Origin of the sequence: Solibacillus sp. R5-41 (genome assembly GCF_002736105.1) — a bacterium.
Lineage (GTDB): Bacteria > Bacillota > Bacilli > Bacillales_A > Planococcaceae > Solibacillus.
The window spans coordinates 1,223,761-1,241,683 of the sequence record NZ_CP024123.1 but is presented as its reverse complement, the minus strand read 5'-3'; the positions used below and the strand labels follow the sequence as shown (position 1 = coordinate 1,241,683).

General features: G+C 37.6%; 17 protein-coding genes and 1 riboswitch. Of the genes, 1 reads left to right on the top strand and 16 read right to left on the bottom strand.

From position 1 onward, the window contains the following. Positions 1-9: 9 nt before the first annotated feature. The 12 genes from CSE16_RS05775 to CSE16_RS05720 all read right to left on the bottom strand — a co-directional run bounded on the left by CSE16_RS05775 (position 10) and on the right by CSE16_RS05720 (position 13,108). A complete protein-coding gene (locus CSE16_RS05775) occupies positions 10-588 on the bottom strand; it encodes an ECF transporter S component (protein ID WP_099423024.1) in 579 nt (192 codons plus the stop codon). A gap of 256 nt (positions 589-844) precedes the next feature. Continuing rightward, a riboswitch (FMN riboswitch) is annotated at positions 845-1,021 on the bottom strand. An 81-nt stretch (positions 1,022-1,102) separates the two neighbouring features. After that, a complete protein-coding gene (locus CSE16_RS05770; protein WP_253896177.1) occupies positions 1,103-2,341 on the bottom strand; it encodes a hypothetical protein in 1,239 nt (412 codons plus the stop codon). Beyond that, positions 2,338-2,868: an RNA polymerase sigma factor SigX gene (locus CSE16_RS05765; RefSeq protein ID WP_099423023.1), complete on the bottom strand. Its 531-nt coding sequence runs from the start codon at positions 2,866-2,868 to the stop codon at positions 2,338-2,340. Before CSE16_RS05765 ends, CSE16_RS05770 begins: the two co-directional genes overlap by 4 nt. A gap of 298 nt (positions 2,869-3,166) precedes the next feature. Then, positions 3,167-4,945: an ATP-binding protein gene (locus CSE16_RS05760; protein ID WP_099423022.1), complete on the bottom strand. Its 1,779-nt coding sequence runs from the start codon at positions 4,943-4,945 to the stop codon at positions 3,167-3,169. Next, positions 4,938-5,654, bottom strand: coding sequence for a response regulator transcription factor (locus CSE16_RS05755; protein WP_099425761.1), 717 nt, complete (start codon positions 5,652-5,654; stop codon positions 4,938-4,940). Before CSE16_RS05755 ends, CSE16_RS05760 begins: the two co-directional genes overlap by 8 nt. Before the next feature lie 122 nt (positions 5,655-5,776). Continuing rightward, on the bottom strand, positions 5,777-6,961 hold the full coding sequence (gene ccsB / locus CSE16_RS05750; protein WP_099423021.1) for a c-type cytochrome biogenesis protein CcsB: 1,185 nt from the start codon (positions 6,959-6,961) through the stop codon (positions 5,777-5,779). Between the two features lie 26 nt (positions 6,962-6,987). Next, positions 6,988-8,634, bottom strand: coding sequence for a cytochrome c biogenesis ResB family protein (locus tag CSE16_RS05745; RefSeq protein ID WP_099423020.1), 1,647 nt, complete (start codon positions 8,632-8,634; stop codon positions 6,988-6,990). A gap of 13 nt (positions 8,635-8,647) precedes the next feature. Continuing rightward, positions 8,648-9,181 (bottom strand): thiol-disulfide oxidoreductase ResA, encoded by a 534-nt coding sequence (gene resA, locus CSE16_RS05740; protein ID WP_099423019.1) that lies wholly within the window; start codon positions 9,179-9,181, stop codon positions 8,648-8,650. A 116-nt stretch (positions 9,182-9,297) separates the two neighbouring features. Further along, positions 9,298-10,032: a pseudouridine synthase gene (locus CSE16_RS05735; protein WP_099423018.1), complete on the bottom strand. Its 735-nt coding sequence runs from the start codon at positions 10,030-10,032 to the stop codon at positions 9,298-9,300. A 750-nt stretch (positions 10,033-10,782) separates the two neighbouring features. Then, the gene (locus CSE16_RS05730; RefSeq protein ID WP_099423017.1) at positions 10,783-11,757 is read right to left on the bottom strand and encodes a D-alanyl-D-alanine carboxypeptidase family protein; all 975 of its coding nucleotides are present in this window, start codon (positions 11,755-11,757) and stop codon (positions 10,783-10,785) included. 12 nt (positions 11,758-11,769) lie between these two features. Then, positions 11,770-12,357, bottom strand: coding sequence for an SMC-Scp complex subunit ScpB (scpB, locus tag CSE16_RS05725; protein WP_099423016.1), 588 nt, complete (start codon positions 12,355-12,357; stop codon positions 11,770-11,772). Further along, positions 12,326-13,108, bottom strand: coding sequence for a segregation/condensation protein A (locus tag CSE16_RS05720; RefSeq protein ID WP_099423015.1), 783 nt, complete (start codon positions 13,106-13,108; stop codon positions 12,326-12,328). Before CSE16_RS05720 ends, scpB begins: the two co-directional genes overlap by 32 nt. Before the next feature lie 89 nt (positions 13,109-13,197). Here CSE16_RS05720 and CSE16_RS05715 point away from each other — a divergent pair, with 89 nt between their 5' ends. Then, entirely contained in the window at positions 13,198-13,698 is a 501-nt protein-coding gene (locus CSE16_RS05715; protein ID WP_099423014.1) for a DUF309 domain-containing protein, read from the top strand. Here CSE16_RS05715 and CSE16_RS05710 read toward each other — a convergent pair. The 4 genes from CSE16_RS05710 to CSE16_RS05695 all read right to left on the bottom strand — a co-directional run bounded on the left by CSE16_RS05710 (position 13,695) and on the right by CSE16_RS05695 (position 17,913). Continuing rightward, positions 13,695-14,054 carry a GNAT family N-acetyltransferase gene (locus CSE16_RS05710; RefSeq protein ID WP_099423013.1) on the bottom strand — a complete coding sequence of 120 codons (360 nt, stop codon included), beginning with the start codon at positions 14,052-14,054 and terminating at the stop codon, positions 13,695-13,697. The genes CSE16_RS05715 and CSE16_RS05710 overlap by 4 nt on opposite strands. A gap of 213 nt (positions 14,055-14,267) precedes the next feature. Continuing rightward, positions 14,268-15,587, bottom strand: coding sequence for a diaminopimelate decarboxylase (gene lysA, locus CSE16_RS05705; protein WP_099423012.1), 1,320 nt, complete (start codon positions 15,585-15,587; stop codon positions 14,268-14,270). 103 nt (positions 15,588-15,690) lie between these two features. Further along, positions 15,691-17,133: a spore germination protein gene (locus tag CSE16_RS05700; RefSeq protein WP_099423011.1), complete on the bottom strand. Its 1,443-nt coding sequence runs from the start codon at positions 17,131-17,133 to the stop codon at positions 15,691-15,693. Further along, positions 17,134-17,913, bottom strand: a complete 780-nt coding sequence (locus CSE16_RS05695; protein ID WP_099423010.1) for a SigF/SigG family RNA polymerase sporulation sigma factor — start codon at positions 17,911-17,913, stop codon at positions 17,134-17,136. Between the last annotated feature and the right edge of the window lie 10 nt (positions 17,914-17,923).

Genomic DNA, 17,923 nt, shown 5'->3' with positions numbered 1-17,923 from the left:
TTCCTCGTATTATGCTAAAAACTGCGAACGTTGATTTTCAATCCATACCCGCATGATGCGATAAATCATTGTGGCAATGACTAATAAGATAATTCCTTTTATTATATTAAACGGTAAAATACCTAAAACAATCGTTTCGTACATATTAAATTCAGGCATCCCTAATAGATACGTATACATTGGTAAAAACGCGAAGTAATTTAATACAGCCATGCCAATTGACATGATGAAAGTACTAATCACTAATCCACCAACAAGTCCTTTTACTGATGGGAACCTTTTATAAATATAATAAGCTGGGATCACAAACGAAATGCCTGTTACAAAGTTGGCAATATGCCCTACTGGAATACCTTCTGGTGCGCCTGTAAAAATCCAATCTAACACGTTTTTAATCAGCTCAACTAAAATTCCTGCAACAGGTCCCATTGTGATGGCTGCAATTAATGCAGGGATATCACTAAAATCAATTTGTAAAAACACTGGGAACCATGGTAATGGGAAGTTAAGTAACATCAAAATAAATGAAATACTACTTAACATACCGATTGTTACGAATGAACGTAACTTTAAACTTTTCTTGCGCATAAAAAATCTCTCCTCATTGCTGATTCACTCTTGCAAGAAGAAAGGACGAATCAAAATCATCCCATGAAAAAACCCTTATGCTAATAAAGAAGCATAAGGGAGAATAGGCACACTTAAATAAAGGTCTATTCCATGTTTTTAAAAACATAACTCAATCCTTTTTCTTTGTATAAGAAAGTTAGCCTTTCTAAATACTAGAAAAACAAAAATTGTGTTTACCAAAAAACACGGCAGTTTCATGAAATGACGACCGTACCTCCATCTTCTCCCATCCAGACTATACTGTCGGCTTTGGAATCACACCAAATCCTGCACACAAAAAAGTGGCTCGCGGGCTCGAAAAGTTGACTGTAGCGTCCTCCAAGTAAATGGTCAGAGGCTACAACTTTATATTACCGCCGGTCGGGAATTACACCCTGCCCCGAAGATGAATCAATATTAAATTTTGTTACATGTTCATTATAAGGTAAATAAAAGAATTGTAAAGTCTTTCGCTTACAATTCTTTTATTCGATTATTTAATATTGTTAAAGTCGTAGTTAATTAAATTCGCGGCAACTGGTTTTGGTAACGGCTTTGAAAAATCAAAACCACCCCATTCTTGCTGTTTTATTTGTTCAAATTTCACTTGTTTATTAAAGCTGGCCGCTGTTAGAAGAATCCCTTCAATCATGCGCATCGCCTGAGCTGAATCATATCTATCTAAATCGAGCAGTTCATCAAAAATAACAGTTACGGTATTTCCCTTTTCTATCACTCGGAAGGATACATCGGGCAAAATAGCTGTTTGAAAAATATCATTTGCTTCCATCGTCATATTTAGTAACGCATCTTCAACATTGCTAAAGCTCATTCGAAAATTGGGACTTAAATAAGTTGAACCGTCACGCATTTGATAACTAAAATAATTATAATTCGTCGTTTTCCCTGTTAACATAATCGGTTTATATACTTCCCCGATATGATCAAGCATCATTTGTGTGCCTTCTTCATTTTTCAATTGCACTTGGTCATAACTTGCACCAAATGTATCAATTAAAGCTCCCCTATAATTCGAGAGAGCAGCTGAACCTGCATCATAGTTATGGTCATTTGGAAGCTGGTGAACTAAATTCTTTTCATTTTCCGTAAAGCTTCCTTTGAAAGGATGATACTCTTTAAAGCCTAGTGCTTGCTCCTCAATAAACGGTGCAAATTCATTATAAAGCTGCAATTTCGTTGGGGATTGCGTACCTAATTGACGTTCCACGATTTCAATTGGAATCAAGAAACTAGCAGGCACACTTTCCGCATCATCCCCTGCCAATCCTAGCGTGAACAATGTATACCCTTGTAATTGTTGCTCATAAACCGCCGTTTGCATTGGCATGGCGGCCATTTTTTGTGATATCGGATTCTCTTCCTGGTCCATTGAATAACCTTCCATCATTCTCGTTGTGGATGGCTCATGGAGTGAACTATCTTCAGAATTTGCCTTATCTTCACTTGAGGACAGTTGTAAAACAGGTGCGTTTCCTAGGAATGTGGAAGCAATAAAAACAAGAACAAAAAGCGAGGCAATCGATGCAATTAAAGGCCTCCAATGCATCTTTTTCTTCACGATGACAGGCTGTTGTTCAGTATGAGAATCAAAAGCATCACTTTCTTTTAATCGTTGGAAAATTTCATCCTTTGATCGATCATCTGTTATTTTCGGTGTTTGCTTTAATAGCTGTTCGATTTGATCTTCATCCCAAAAATCCTTTTTCATCATGCATTCGCCTCCTCTCCGTCATTTTTCTGTAAAATTTCCCGTAACTTTTTTAATGCTCTGTGCTGTGTTGTTTTTACTTTCCCCTCTGTCCAACCTAAGACATCTGCTGTTTCTTGAATCGTTAACTCTTGCATATAACGCATGATGATCACCATTTTTTGATCCCCTGTACACACCTCTAATGCAGCTAGTAATTGGCGCATCTGGTCACTTAATTCCATAAATTGCTCAGGCGTTGGCACGGGAGAAACAAGTTGTTCGGTTTCCCAATCAAAGGTTGTAAAAGAGTGACGATCTCGAATTTGCTTTTTACGAAAATAATCAATAGCAACATTTTTTGCGATTGAAAATAACCATGTCTTTTCACTACTTTTCCCTTCAAAACGTTCGTAGGATTTTAGGACGCGCACATATACTTCATGCGAAAGATCCTCCGCAATTGTACGGTTTTTTACTAAGTATATTAAAAAATTGAAAACATCTTGATGATAAGTATCATATAATCGATGGAAAATGGACTCTTGCACCCATCCCACCTCCGTTCTACTAATTTGTCGTTTTTAAACGTAAAAAGTTGCATGGTAAGTTTATCCATAATCAAAAAGGTGTGCTATAAAATAATAGTCACACCTTTCTAGTTAAACTTGCTTCAGCAGAAGTTCCCTACTTCTATAAGTGGGATTGAATGACAAGTATGCACTTATTTCAATTGTAGTTCAGACCCCAGCGGCTGTCACAGATTTTGAAAAGGATTTTTTCGGGCGCGCTAAAAAAATCTGGACAAGAATTAGCCGAGGCGTAATTAATTTGATTCCTGTCATCGCATTATTCAGACATCGGTAAATAAAATGTAAATTTCGTGCCTTGGTGTTCGCCACTTTCTACTGTAATCGTGCCTTTATGTGCCTCGATAATGTTGCGTGTGATGGCTAGCCCAAGTCCTGTACCACCTTTAGAACGTGTTCTCGCTTTATCCGCTTTGTAAAAACGTTCAAATACATAAGGTAAATCTTCTTGAGGAATGCCTTGACCTGTATCACTCACTTGAATTTTCGCGAATGTTTGCTCCTTTAAAATTGAAACGGTAACGGAACCATCTGCAGAAGTATGTCGAATCGCATTATCTATTAGATTCGTTAATACTTGTTCAATACGATCTTCATCAATGTGAATCATCGAATCTGGTGTAAATTCAGATTCAAAACGTAAATGTACTTCATGTTCTTTCGCTGCTTGACCAAATTTTTGTGTCATCCGTTCGATTACAGACACTAATGGGACCGTTTCCTTATACAAAGTCATATGTCCTGCTTCCATGCGCGCTAAATCGAGTAAATCCGTTACGAGACGCCCCATTCGTTGTGATTCGTCATAAATGACACGAATCATATCCTGTTGTTCTTCCTCTGAAGTCACAACGCCATCGATAATCGCTTCTGAATAGCCTTGCAGCATCGCAATCGGCGTACGTAATTCATGCGAAACATTGGCAATGAAATCCGATTTTAACTTTTCTAATTTTGTTTCCTCCGTTTTATCACGAATAACCGCTACTGCTCCACGAATTGCATTGCCACTATATAACGGGCTAAATGTAATGCTATAATACGATTTTCCAAGCTCTAATTCTTCATCCAATTTATCCTCGAAGTTTAAAACATGATCTAACATATGATAAAGTTCTTCAGGAATAGGACGTGTACTGTCTAACCCTTTTGTAACAAACCATTTTTGTAATAAACGTTCGGCTGGTGGATTGCTTACTAAAATCGTTTTATCCCGATTAAACGTAATTACCGCATCCGTCATAGAAGTTAAAATACTTGATAATTGTTCTTTTTCTTGGTTGATTACTTCTAAATGATGCTTTAATTGGCGACCCATTTGATTAAAAGCAACAGCAAGCTGCCCAATTTCATCATTTTGTTTCGTTTCCAGTTTTGAGTCGAAGCGTCCTTTTGAAAGTTCAAATGCATGTTCACGCATTTTTCTTAATGGGTACGTAATTCGAGAAGATAGGAAAAAAGCAAAAACGGTCGTTAATATAAAGGCCACGGCTGCTGCAAAAAAAACGATTTTTGTCGTATTTTTGCTCGTTTGATAAACAGCATCTGGATTTTTGTAAATAAAAATGGCCCCATGTAACTCCCCGTCCCCTTTTAGTGGGAATCCAAGGACCATATAGGAACTTTTTTTATCTTTTTCGGTATTTGAAGGAAGGATTAATTCTTTTACAATTGGCTCTGTAATTTCAAAAACTTCTTGAAATGCTCTATTGGAAATAATTTCTTGCTGGATTTGCTGTTGATTCACGCCTTCTTGTTTTGCATACAAAATTTCATTTGAACTTTTGGCAACAAGCACGCTCATCGTATTCGTCATAAGCTCTGAAATAATAGCTAATTTATTTTCATTCAAAGCTTCATCATCGACGATACTCGCAATCGCAGCAGCTGTTTGACGTAAAGACTGTTCGGATTGCTCTTTATGATAACTGCCAAGAAACTCTAGCATAAAGACCGTGAAAATAAAAAGGACAAATGAAACGAGAAGCAAAATGGTTACCCATAGCTTCCCGACAATACTATTCCATATTCTATTCATTAACTACCTCAAATTTATAACCAACGCCCCAAACGGTTACGATCATTTTTGCCGCATTTTCGGAAACACGGTTTAACTTTTCACGTAATCGTTTCACATGCGTATCAACCGTACGTAGGTCACCAAAGAAATCGTAATGCCATACTTCTTTTAATAATTGCTCACGGTCAAACACTTTATCTGGAGATTTTGCTAAGAAATATAATAATTCATACTCTTTCGGCGTTAAATTTACTTCTGTTCCGTCCGCTGTCACGCGGTGTGCATCATGATCAATTGTTAAATGCGGGAACACGACTAAATCCTTTGACGAAGAAGTGTTCGTGACTGGTGAAAAGACTGCTGATCGGCGTAAAATCGCCTTCACACGTAATACGACCTCACGCGGGCTAAATGGCTTTACGATATAATCATCCGCGCCTAATTCAAAACCTTGCACACGGTTCGCTTCTTCTCCTTTTGCAGTTAATAAAATGATTGGTGTTGTTTTCTTTTCACGTATTTCTGCACATACTTCTAAACCATCTTTTTCAGGCATCATAATATCTAATAAAATACAGTGATAGTCCTTTTCGAAGGCCATAGCAATGGCTTGCTCACCATTTTCAGCCTCATCTACTAAATAACCTTCACGCTCTAAATACATTTTTAATAAACGACGGATACGGTCCTCGTCATCTACGATTAATACAGAAATATTTTCAGACACTGGTGTTGCCCCTTTCAAATCTCTATTTCTCTTCTCTATTGTACCTTTTAGAACCACAATTGAAAAGAGAAGTTCTACCAAGTATGGAGGAACTTCTCTTCTATTATGCAATTTCTCTACGATTATGCATAAGAGTGTAAACCTGCGATTACTAGATTTACGACGACTAAGTTAAAGATAATAATTAAAAAACCGATTACTGTTAACCATGCAGTTTTTTTACCTTCCCACCCTTTTGATAAGCGTAAATGTAAAAATGCAGCATAGTATAAAAATGTAATTAATGCCCATACTTCTTTTGGATCCCAGCCCCAGAAGCGACTCCATGCGACTTGTGCCCAAATCATGGCGAAGATTAATGCGCCTAACGTGAAGACAGGGAAACCGATTAATACTGATCGATAAGCGATTTCATCCATTAATTGCGAGTTTACGCGCTTTACTAATGGCTGTAGCATCGATGAAACTGAACGTCGGAAAACAAGACGAATTAATAAATAAAGTGCAGAACCAAATATGATTGACCAAAATACAGTCGTTAATTTACGTGCATCTATTAATGCAGGCATTGCTTTAATTGGTGTCATTTTGTCCTCTGACAGTTCTTTATATTCATTCATTCCAAAAATGGCAGGCATCGTATACGTAACTTCACTTACTTTATCTAATGTATCGACGTATTCAAATTTTGCTTCATAATTCATTGCGCTAAATGTTGACGTTGCGACAACGAAACCAATGACAAGAACACCAAAGAACATAACCATCTCAAACGCAATGCTTTCAAATGATCTTACTTTTGTATTCACATTTTTTAATAAGTACACTAAACCAGCGACAGAACTAATCGCTAAAATTGATTGACCAAGTGCCGCAGTAATAACGTGAATTGTTAACCAATGACTTTGTAAAGATGGTACAAGAGGGCTAACTTCCGTTGGGAACATCGCAGCATAGGCAATAATTAGTAATGCAATTGGTAATGCCACCACACCTAATGCAGCCACTTTGTACATGTAATAAAGAACGATAAATGATAACACAATAAACATACCAAACGCTGTTGTAAACTCAAACATATTACTTACAGGTGCATGTCCTGTGTAAATCCAGCGCGTAATAAAGTAAGCTACATGTGAAATAAAGCCGATAATCGTAACGATAATGGCAACTTTACCGAACTTCTCAGCACGACTTGCAGCAGTATCATTTTTTTCTTTAATGGCACCACTAAAAAGAAATGTACCAATTAAATAACAGAAGAATGCAATGTATAGTAAGTTACCACTAATATCGATTAAACTCATAAAGTTTTACCTTCCTTCTCCGTTTCTTACTTATCTTCAAGTTCTTGTTGCTCATCTATTTTTGACTCTTGTTGATCCACGTATTGTGGTAAATGGGCGGCATCCGTTAGTTTGTCTAAATCTTTCTTCATGCTGAACCAGTTTTTATTCGTATGTGCCGCTAAATGCACTGTTCCATCCGCTAATTGTTCAACCCATATACGGCGGTGGTTCCAATAAGACCCCATGGCAACACCAATCATAAAGATAATGCCCCCAACGAATAAAATTGGTAGCGTGCGGTCATAACGAATTGTTAAACCAGACATATTTCGCGTTTCTACATTTACAAATTTCATTTTATAATTGTTTTCTCCGTCCGGTTCTAGAGTTTGTTGAATGGCAACAAAACTCGTTTCCCCTTCTGGCTTTTCAGATGTAAACATTTTGAAGATGAAGGCAGGATTGTTAGGTGATGCGGTCGCCGTTTGCGGTACACCATCTTTAAATCCCGAAAAATCAGGATAATAAGCAAGTAATTTTACTTTTGCCCCGTTATTTAACTCATATTCATCTTCCGGATTTGTTAAATCAATCGTCAATTGTCCGAGTGATTCTTCGGTTTCTTTATGCGTTAAATCAAACTTCATACTTTTAAGTTCATTTAATCGATAGTCCATTTGATAAAGTGCATAACCTTCATGCTTTAAAGGGTGATTCACTCGAATTTCGTATTGTTTAATTACTTCCAAATCATCCGCTTGCCCAGCAACAGCGCCTTCCTTTTGCTGATAAAGCGTTACATCTGTTTGGAAATTTTTAGCGACAACATTGACACCTTGTTTTAATTGTTCGCCTTGCGGATCATTGTCATATGTTTCTAATATAAATTTATCACTCTTTAAGAAATAACCTTCCATCCCTGGAATCGCGCGTGTTTCACCTTCACGTAGCCACATCGATTCATCTACATAAAAACCAGGCACGAGGTGTAACATTACGCCCAAAAGAAACACAATTAAGCCGACATGATTCACATAAGGACCATAACGAGAAAAACGCCCTCGTTCAGCTAAAATTGATTGATCTTCACGGCGAACATTATAGTTGAGTTCTTTTAATTTTTGCTCTACTAATGCGAGTGTTTCATCGGCATTTTTAGCAGGTTGCCCCTCCGCTATGACACGTTGACGTTTCATAAAGCTTGCATGGCGTTTTACACGTTGATTTTTTAACGACTTATGTAATGGAAAACCACGGTCAATACTTGCAATAATAATTGATACACCTAACATTAAGACCAGAACTTGGAACCAAATAGACGAATAAACATCTGATAATCCAAGTGCATAATAAATTTCACCAAACCATCCATACACATCTGAATAATGCGCTTCTTTTTCTGCATCCGTTGCAACGCTTATGTAAAATTCCTGCGGCAAAATAGTACCAATAGACGCTACCACTAAATTAATAATAATAAGGGCAATTCCAACTTTTACACTCGAGAAAAAGTTCCAAACTTTATCAATAATCGACTTATTGTACGTTTTTGAACGAATGGCTGTTCCCTCGTAACGCATGTCTGCTATTTTTTTGTCTTTTTCCTCTTCTGATAACGGACGACCACATTTTTGGCAGAGCTTTGTGCCTTCTGGATTTTCATGGCCGCATTCACATAGTAATTTATTCATCGCGTAAAAACTCCTATTCCGGCTTTATCGATTCTAAATATGCTGCGATTTGAGCTTCACTCATTTCGCCCGTGATAATGCGATCCACTGTTCCGTCTGGCTTAATAAAAATAGATGTTGGAAGTGGATCAATATTATAGGCTGTAAAAACACTTTTCGTTTTATCAATGGCAACAGGGAAATTCATACCCATATTATCGACATATTTTTGTACTTCAAAGTCTGATTGTGCAAAGTTCACAGCAATAATTTGTACCCCTAAATCTTTGTACGTTTCATATTGCCTTGTCATTGCAGGGAATTCACGCTCACATGGTGCACACCAAGTACCCCAGAAATTTAATAGGACGCCTTCACCATAATAGTCTGCTAATCGATGCTTTTCACCGTTTAAATCGACCACTTCAAAATCAGGTGCTTTTGAGCCCTCTTTTACAATTTCAACTTTGTCTTTTGCCCATGCTGCATATACGGTATAACCAATTGCTAATGCAAGCACAGCTAAAATAATTCCACGGGTGATTGAACGTCTTTTTTTCTTATCCATCAAAAAAACCTCCTTCTAGAAGCACTTCTACTTATTGCCTATTATAGCAAACAAATGGGCGCTTCTAGTTTGTTTAATTTGAATGATTTATGAACGTTTCCACTATTTTCTTGTTGTTAATCAAGTTTGCCTGTCTCAGCAAGAACACGTAATTGTTTTACTTCATGCTTTGATAATTCTCGGTATTCCCCAGCTATTAAGTTTGATAAATCTAAAAAGGCAAAGCGTTCACGTTTTAGCTTCACAACAGGTGTACCAATTGCTTCAAACATACGGCGCACTTGACGATTACGACCTTCATGAATCGTAATTTCACAAATTGCTTTTCCAGCTGACTCATCAAAGCTTGTCATACTTACTCTTGCTGGTGCTGTTTTTCCGTCTTCTAATTTAATTCCACCTTGTAGCTTCATTAAGCCTTGCTTCGTTGGAACACCCTTTACACGTGCAATATACGTTTTATCAATTTTGAATTTCGGGTGTGTCATTAAGTTCGAAAATTCACCATCATTTGTCATTAAAAGTAAACCTGTTGTGTCATAATCTAATCGTCCGACAGGGAAAATTCGTTGATGAACATGCTTTTTGAAAATATCTGTTACCGTTTTTCGACCTTTATCGTCTGTTACGGCAGAAATATAGCCACGTGGTTTATAAAGTAAGAAATACACTTTATCTTCTTTTTCAAGCTTTACGCCTTCCACTTCAATTGTGTCTGAATTTGCAACCTTTGTTCCTAATTCACGTATTACTTTTCCGTTTACTTTTACTTTTCCTTCGACAATTAATTGCTCTGCCTTACGTCTTGATGCGACACCTGCATAGGCAATCACCTTTTGTAATCTTTCCATAAGTTCACCTCATTGATTGATCAGTTGCTTTGACCGTATACACTCTCTGCATTCGATAAAGCATAACTGCGTTAACTATATTAACTGTTGAAAATTATGTCACATCTTTCGACATTATAAAAGAGAAATTACTTTTCTTTTCGTTTTTGGTCTAAACAAATGGAAATGCGCTACAAATTTAGATTCAAATTGAGCGTGTACTTGTTAGGCTGGCTAAGCACATGTATCACACAGCTTTGTTGTCACAAATCTGTACGACTCATCTGTGTGCTATGTGCAAGGCCAGCCTTTTTAATGTTAGCCATTCTGAAAATTTCTGGATTTGGGGCGTAGCTAACGTGGGAGGCGGCGGATTGATATTTAGATTTTCATCCCAATAGGAAAAACTCATCCTATTTATGTAATTATTGAAGAGCAGGAATCAGTCGGCATGTGTTGCAAGTATGACTGTATGACAAGGCAGATTTTAGTTGTGAACTAGTATTTCAATATTTGATTCGAACATATGAAACGAACTTAATATCAAGAAGAAAATGATAAGAAGTTAGTTTGGTAGAATTTTATAGCATAGAGTTGATTGGAATGAAGGGGAGGCGACTCCTGCGGATAACGTCCGGACCGGAATGGAAATCAACTCGCCCCCCATTATTGGAGGCCTTTAAAAGAGGAATTCTTTAGTTCAATCTATATAGCCATAAATTTAGCGGTGAAAAACCACGAAAAAAAGACGGTCTTTTGGAAAAGACCGTCTCATTTTTTTTCGGCTAGCTTTGCAATTACCATTTCATCGTTTAAGAAAACATGCCACACTGCCCGCTTTGATTGGCTGTGCCGCGAAAGATAGACAACATGCTGGATTTGCTTCAATTCACCTTTTTTTAGCAGCATCTTAATTGGTTTATCCAAAAAAATGGTCACGCCATTTTTCTTATACTTACCATCATCTGCGACTGTTTCTAATTCATATGTTCGGTCGATTTCATCCGCTAAACCTTGGTGGACATTCCAGTCATTCGCACCGTTCAATGTAACGACAACGAACTTTTTGTCGTCTCGCTCATAATAGGTTGCAAGCGTCCGACCCGCGACCTTTGTATAACCCGTCTTTCCTGCAACCGCGCCATCTTTCAAATGTAAAAGTCGGTGTTTATTTTTCCAATGAGTGCCTTCATTGTATTGTGTAGTGGAAGCTATTTTTTGAAAGGTTTCGTTTTTCATCGCAATTTGCAACATTTTTGCGGTATCCATTGCAGAAGATAAATGATCCGGATGATGTAAGCCCGTTGGATTCGTAAAATAGGTTTGTGCGAGGCCATAATAGTTTGCTTTTTCGTTCATTAATCGGGCAAATCCTTCTACCGAACCACCTACATGTTCCGCTAGTGCCGTCGCAGCGTCATTCCCAGATTGCATCATTAAACCGTACAATAAATATTCCACCGAGTAGCTATTCCCTTCCTCCAAATAAATAGAGGAACCTTCTACTGATGCCGCTTCTTTTGAGACGAGAACTTGTTCACTCAGGGCACTATTTTCAATTACGACAATTGCGGTCCACATTTTTGTTAAACTCGCTATCGGCAGTCTTGCATCTACATTTGAACCAAGCAATAAACGCCCATTTTGTGCATCAATGACTGCATAGCTACTTCCTTGCGCTTGTACGGTCACGTGATTAAACAACAAAAAATTCGCCAATATTACGACTACAATCCATTTTTTCAACGAGCCACTCCTTTATTTTTGGGTAAACGTTTCTTGGAATTTCGTTAAAAATAAATCTGTTGGCTGCTCTTCATCTTGCTCAATTTGCTCCGGTAAAGGTGGCAGCTCATTAATATTTTTCAAGCCAAAGTAATTTAAAAATTCCTTCGTTGTACCATATAAAATGGCACGACCTGTCCCTTCCGCTCGACCTACTTCTTGAACGAGTGCACGTGCTGCTAACGTAGCGATTGGACGCTCACTCTTCACACCACGTAAATCTTCCACTTCCGCGCGCGTCATTGGCTGTTTGTATGCAATAATCGCTAATACTTCTAAAGAAGCGCTTGTTAATACTTGATTAGTCGGATTTTCAATCAATTTTTTCAAAGTATCCGCAACTTCTGGTTTCGTTGTAATTTGATACGTACCTGCAAGTTGTTTCAATGTAATACCGCGTTCTTCTCCTTCATTATATTGTGAAAGAAGCTCACTAAGACCCGCTTCTATATCCATTTGTTCTACTTCTATATATTGGGCAAGCTGTTTAACAGTCATTCCTTCATCACCAGCTACGAATAATAATGCCTCAATTCGGCTCAGTAATTTGTTCGAGTTCATCGCCAATATCCTCCTTTTGTAACAAAACCGATAAATCATCGAAGTTTTTTTGTTGTTCAACAAAAATGACTTGGCGTTTCATTAATTCAAGTAACGTTAAAAATGTTAACACAAGCATTGATTTGTCTTCATAGGTGAAAAGTTCCGAAAACATCACTTTTCCCCCATTATTTTTTAGCACAGTAATTACCGCGCGCATTTGTTCTTTAACAGAAATTTCTTGTCTCGCTACACGGGTTGCTAACGGTTTTTTTAATTGTTTCCGACGCATTAATTTTTGAAAAGCACTCAACATATCGTAGACGTTGACATTTTTATCAAATAATGCAAGTTGCTCATCTGGCATGTATTCAGAAAGGTCGGCTGGCGCTTTTGTAAATACTTGGCCTCTCTCACTTTCTAATTCTTGCAATTGAATCGCGGCTTCTTTATATTTTTTATATTCAATTAAGCGCATTACTAACTCATCACGAGGGTCTGGATCATCTAAATCAATTTCAGTATCATCAATTTCTCCCTCATGTATCGGAATTAACATTCTGCTTTTAATCGCAAGAAGTGTTGCTGCCATTACTAAATATTCACTTGCTTCATTAAGTTCTAATGTTTGCATCGCATGGATATGATCAATGTATTGTTCCGTCAGCTCGGCCATCGGAATATCATAAATATCAATTTCCAAACGATGAATTAAATGCAATAATAAATCTAGTGGCCCTGAAAAGGCATCTAGCTTTACTTCGTAGGACATATTACGAAACCACCTGTCATTTCTAGTCGAAATTTATCATAACACAAATTAATATTTTATTTTAATAGTATAGAGGAAAGGTGAGAACAATGCATCCTTTGTTTCATCCATTGTTTGTCGATTATTGTAGCTATTTTAATGGCAATGAGGACTATTTTGAATGCCATGAGGTGTTAGAAGAATATTGGAAAGAAATTGCCCCTGGCGAAAAACACCACCCACTCGTTGGCTATGTACAACTAGCAACAGGCTTGTATCATTGGCGACGAGGAAATTTATTAGGCGCTAACCGAATTTTGCAAAAAGCCCTAACCATTTTTGAAAAAAACGATTCCCATCTTTTTTATGAATATATTAACAGGGAAGATTTACTAGAGCAAATGCATATTAGTTTACAGCGTATCCATGAAGCACAGCATTTTGTAGCGTTTAAACTTCCTATTGTAAAAGATACACTACAGCTTCTCGTGTCACAGAAAATAACTTCGCTTCCTCCGCTTTCAGCACATTTTATTATGAATAAGCATATGCTACGTGACCGTTCAGATATTCTTGCTGCACGTGAATCAAAAAAAAGAAGCCAACATTAGTCGGCTTCTTTTAATATAGGTATGCATTTCTGTATAAATGGCTCTGTCTCTTCATTTGCTCGAATGGTTTCATATCCAAGTTCTCGCAGTTCCTGTAACATTTCCATCGCTACACCTTCTCCGCGATAAGAAGGAATTACGGTAATATGTTGGATCGTGGCAATGGCATCTTGTTCAACAAGGCCCACTGTACCCACATATTCGTCATCCTTTTTCCATAAATACAAAACCCAATTTTCATCCTGTTCGTAATGTTGAATGGTTTCCATTAAGCGCTTAATTTCTTTTTCTTGTGGCATTAATGAAATTAAGCCCATTGCAATTTTTTCAAGTGCTTTTTTATATCGTACTAACATTTCACATTCCCTCAATTCTACCATTGCAAATCCTATCAAAAGATAATCGGAAATGCAATAACACAATTTTCCAATGCTATAATAGACGGCACTTTACTTAGTAGTATACATGTAAAATAACGGACTTATGACGTAAATGAACAGCAATGACCATGTAATAATTCCTATTAATAAACCAATGCCCCATTTTGCCTGTCTTGAAAGTTTCAAAGATTACTCACCCTTTTTCAATGTTAGCGGAAGATCGTTTAGGACAATATCTTCATAGCTCTCTCGTTTGATCGCTAATTGATGTTCGCCGTTTTCCACGAAGACAACTGCTGGTCTCGGAACACGATTGTAGTTGGATGCCATTGAATACCCATATGCGCCTGTACAGAACATCGCTAAAATATCGCCAGCTTGTGCCTGTTGTAAGATTGCATCAATGATTAATTTATCACCAGATTCACATAGTTTCCCTGCTACCGTGTATGTACAAGTTTTCGCTTCTTGCGCTTTATTCGCAATGATCGCTTCATATTTTGCATCATATAAAGCGGGACGGATATTGTCGCTCATCCCTCCATCAACAGCAATATAATCACGTACACCAGGAACTGTTTTTTGTGAGCCAATCGTATAAAGTGATGTTCCTGCATCTCCTACTAAAGAGCGACCAGGCTCGATCCAAATCTCCGGCATTGCTAATTTTAGCTTACTGCTTTCGGCTTGTACAGTTTTTATCATTTCTTCCACATATTCGTGTGGTTCAAGTGGTGTATCCTCTTCTGTATAGCGAATTCCAAATCCACCACCCAAATTTAAAACGGTTGCATCAAAGTTATGAGAAGCTTTCCACGCACCCATTTTTTGCATCACTTTTCCTGCAGCAAGGCTAAAGCCATCCGTTTCGAAAATTTGCGAGCCAATATGACAATGTAAGCCTAGTAATTGGATGTATTCATCTTGTACTACTTGTTCAAACGCTTCATCCGCTTGACCGTTATTTAAATCAAAACCAAATTTTGAATCTGCTTGACCCGTTGTAATAAAATCATGTGTATGTGCCTCTACACCTGGGGTTACACGTAGTAAAACATTCATCTTTTGTTGACGTGCATGTGCAATTTCTTTTACTAAAGTGATTTCATAAAAATTATCAATCACGATACAGCCGACACCTGTTTCAAATGCAAGCTCTAATTCCGCAAGCGATTTATTATTCCCATGAAAATGAATACGTTCCGCTGGGAAATCTGCTTGAATTGCAGTATAAAGCTCTCCACCTGAGACAACATCAAGTGATAAATTCTCCTGAGCAGCTAATTGGTATGCTGCTATACAAGCAAAAGCTTTTGATGCATACGCTACTTGAGCTGTCACACCTAATTTTTCAAATGTTTGTATAAAACCACGTGCTCGTTTACGAATTAATGCGATGTCATATACAAATAATGGCGTTCCATATTGTTTTGCCAACTCGATCGTATCGATACCACCAATTGTTAAATGTCCGTGTTCATTGATTTTCTGTGTTCCATATAAATGCATTCCTATCTCCCCTAACTTTAGCTAAAGTGTACTAATTTTCTTAAAAGTCACAAAATATTATATGAGAACTTTAACATAGGAGAGAAAGTCATGCAATGTAGATTCATGAACGTTTTCGCTGTTTAGCACCGATTACATACGGACGAAGTGCATCTTGAGAAATTGGGAATCGAATGATTACACGCATAAAGGCTTTTGGGAAAAATGGAACGAGCGGCCATAAATACGGCACATTCATCGGTTTTAATGCACATAAATAACTGAAGATAATGAAACCACCGATAAAGAAACCATTCAAACCAAACAAAGCCGTACTTGTTAATAATAATAATCGGAAAACCTTCACCGAAATGCTGAGCTCGTAATTGGGAAGTGCAAATGTGAAAATGGCGCTAATCGCTATATATAACACAACTTCACTTGAAAATAAGCCAACATCAATTGCAATTTGCCCAATAGTAATACCCGCTAGTAAACCCATCGCCGTCGATAACGGGCTTGGTGTATGAATAGCTGCTAATCGCAAATATTCAATCCCGACATCCGCAATGATTATTTGTAAAAACAAAGGAATTTCACTCGGTTCCTTTGTCCCTAAAAAAGCTAATTTTTCTGGCAGTAAATTATCGTTAGTCACCAATAAATACCACATAGGAAGTAATATTAGACTAAAAATTACCGCTATATACCTTAAAATCCGCATCATCGTTCCTATTATTGGAGCTTGACGATACTCTTCTGCATGCTGCAATAAGTGAAACATTGTCACAGGCATAAGCATGACTGAAGGTGATGTATCTACAATAATCGCAATATGACCTTCTAATAAATGTGCTGCGACAATATCCGGTCTTTCTGAATACCGAACGAAAGGTAATGGATGGAATTTTTGTTTAAACAACCATTCCTCAAGTGACTTGTCGCCCATTGTTAAGCCGTCATGTTTAATTTGATGTAAGCGTTCAATAAGCCAATGTAAATGTTTTTCATTGACCAAGTTTTCCATATAGGAAACCGCTACATCCGTTTGCCCAAGGGTTGTGAGTTGGTGCATTTGAAACCTTAATTTTTCACTTCGGATCCGTCTACGAATAAGCCCTGTATTTTGAATAATGTTTTCAGCAAAACCATCACGTGCTCCTCGAATTACCTTCTCATTATCCGGCTCTTCAGGAGTTCGGCCAGGATATTCTCGGAATTCTGCTAAGAAACTATAGCCACTGCGTGTAATAAATCCAACACGCCCACTAAGGACTCCTAGCAGAAAATTCTCGATAGACGTTGCATCTTCCTTGCCGTGGTAGTTGAAGTGCCCATTAAAATACTCAACTTCATCCTCAATTTCTTCCTCTTCTTGCCACTGTAAATTAGCCAAAAGCTCCGTCAAAGTATCGCTATTGATTAATCCACTGACATAAACCGTAAGCGTCGGTAAATTTCTTACCGTAATTACTTTTATACAAACATCAAACGTATTTTCTGAATCAAAAGTTTTTTCAAAGTATGCTTTTGCAATTTCTAAAGTTGCAAACAATTGATTGGTCATTTATTTATTCACCGTCTTTGAAGTCGTTGTTAAATCCATCCAGGTCTTTAGCTGTGCGAGTATTTTCTTTTCAAGACGTGACACTTGTACTTGGGAAATTCCTAGTCGTTCAGCAATTTCCGTTTGGGTTAAATCCAAATAATAGCGGAAGTAAATAATCGCTTGTTCTCGTTTCCCAAGTTTCTTTAGTAGTTCTTTTAGTGGGATATAGTCAAACGGTAATTCCGACTTATCGTCTCTCATCTGATCCATTAATGTAATGGAATCCCCATCATTTTCAAATAATTGTTCATGAAGGCTTGCTGGATCACGCATTGCATCCGCTGCCATTAAAATTTCATCATGTGTAACATTCAAAATTTGCGCAAGCTCTCCAATAGAAGGTGGTTTTTCATTCGTTTTTAAATATTCGTCCGTAGCATGGCGAATTTTAAAGTTGAGCTCTCGAATCGAGCGACTTACTTTCACCATCCCATCGTCCCTTAAAAACCGTTGAATTTCACCTATAATCATCGGAACGGCATACGTTGAAAATTTCACCTCATAGGATAAATCAAATTTATCAACCGATTTCATTAAGCCAATGCAACCGATTTGAAACAAGTCATCTAATTCAACACCCCTTGATGAAAATCGTTGGACAATGGACCAAACGAGTCGTGTATTACCTTCAATCATAGTTTTACGTGCTTCTTTATCACCGGCTTGTGAACTTGCAATGAGTTTTCTCATTTGTTCTTGCGTTAATAACGTTTCAGATGACTGTTCGATCGTACTCATCCCCCTATTT

Coding starts and splice junctions, on each gene's coding strand:
- CSE16_RS05710 (WP_099423013.1), bottom strand. CDS start 14,054: ATGTTAGTACGATATAAAAAAGCACTTGAAAAAATTGCAATGGGCTTA.
- CSE16_RS05720 (WP_099423015.1), bottom strand. CDS start 13,108: ATGTCCTACGAAGTAAAGCTAGATGCCTTTTCAGGGCCACTAGATTTA.
- lysA (WP_099423012.1), bottom strand. CDS start 15,587: ATGCATTTATATGGAACACAGAAAATCAATGAACACGGACATTTAACA.
- resA (WP_099423019.1), bottom strand. CDS start 9,181: ATGGATAAGAAAAAAAGACGTTCAATCACCCGTGGAATTATTTTAGCT.
- CSE16_RS05735 (WP_099423018.1), bottom strand. CDS start 10,032: ATGGAAAGATTACAAAAGGTGATTGCCTATGCAGGTGTCGCATCAAGA.
- scpB (WP_099423016.1), bottom strand. CDS start 12,357: ATGAACTCGAACAAATTACTGAGCCGAATTGAGGCATTATTATTCGTA.
- ccsB (WP_099423021.1), bottom strand. CDS start 6,961: ATGAGTTTAATCGATATTAGTGGTAACTTACTATACATTGCATTCTTC.
- CSE16_RS05715 (WP_099423014.1), top strand. CDS start 13,198: ATGCATCCTTTGTTTCATCCATTGTTTGTCGATTATTGTAGCTATTTT.
- CSE16_RS05745 (WP_099423020.1), bottom strand. CDS start 8,634: ATGAATAAATTACTATGTGAATGCGGCCATGAAAATCCAGAAGGCACA.
- CSE16_RS05775 (WP_099423024.1), bottom strand. CDS start 588: ATGCGCAAGAAAAGTTTAAAGTTACGTTCATTCGTAACAATCGGTATG.
- CSE16_RS05695 (WP_099423010.1), bottom strand. CDS start 17,913: ATGAGTACGATCGAACAGTCATCTGAAACGTTATTAACGCAAGAACAA.
- CSE16_RS05700 (WP_099423011.1), bottom strand. CDS start 17,133: ATGACCAATCAATTGTTTGCAACTTTAGAAATTGCAAAAGCATACTTT.
- CSE16_RS05760 (WP_099423022.1), bottom strand. CDS start 4,945: ATGAATAGAATATGGAATAGTATTGTCGGGAAGCTATGGGTAACCATT.
- CSE16_RS05770 (WP_253896177.1), bottom strand. CDS start 2,341: ATGATGAAAAAGGATTTTTGGGATGAAGATCAAATCGAACAGCTATTA.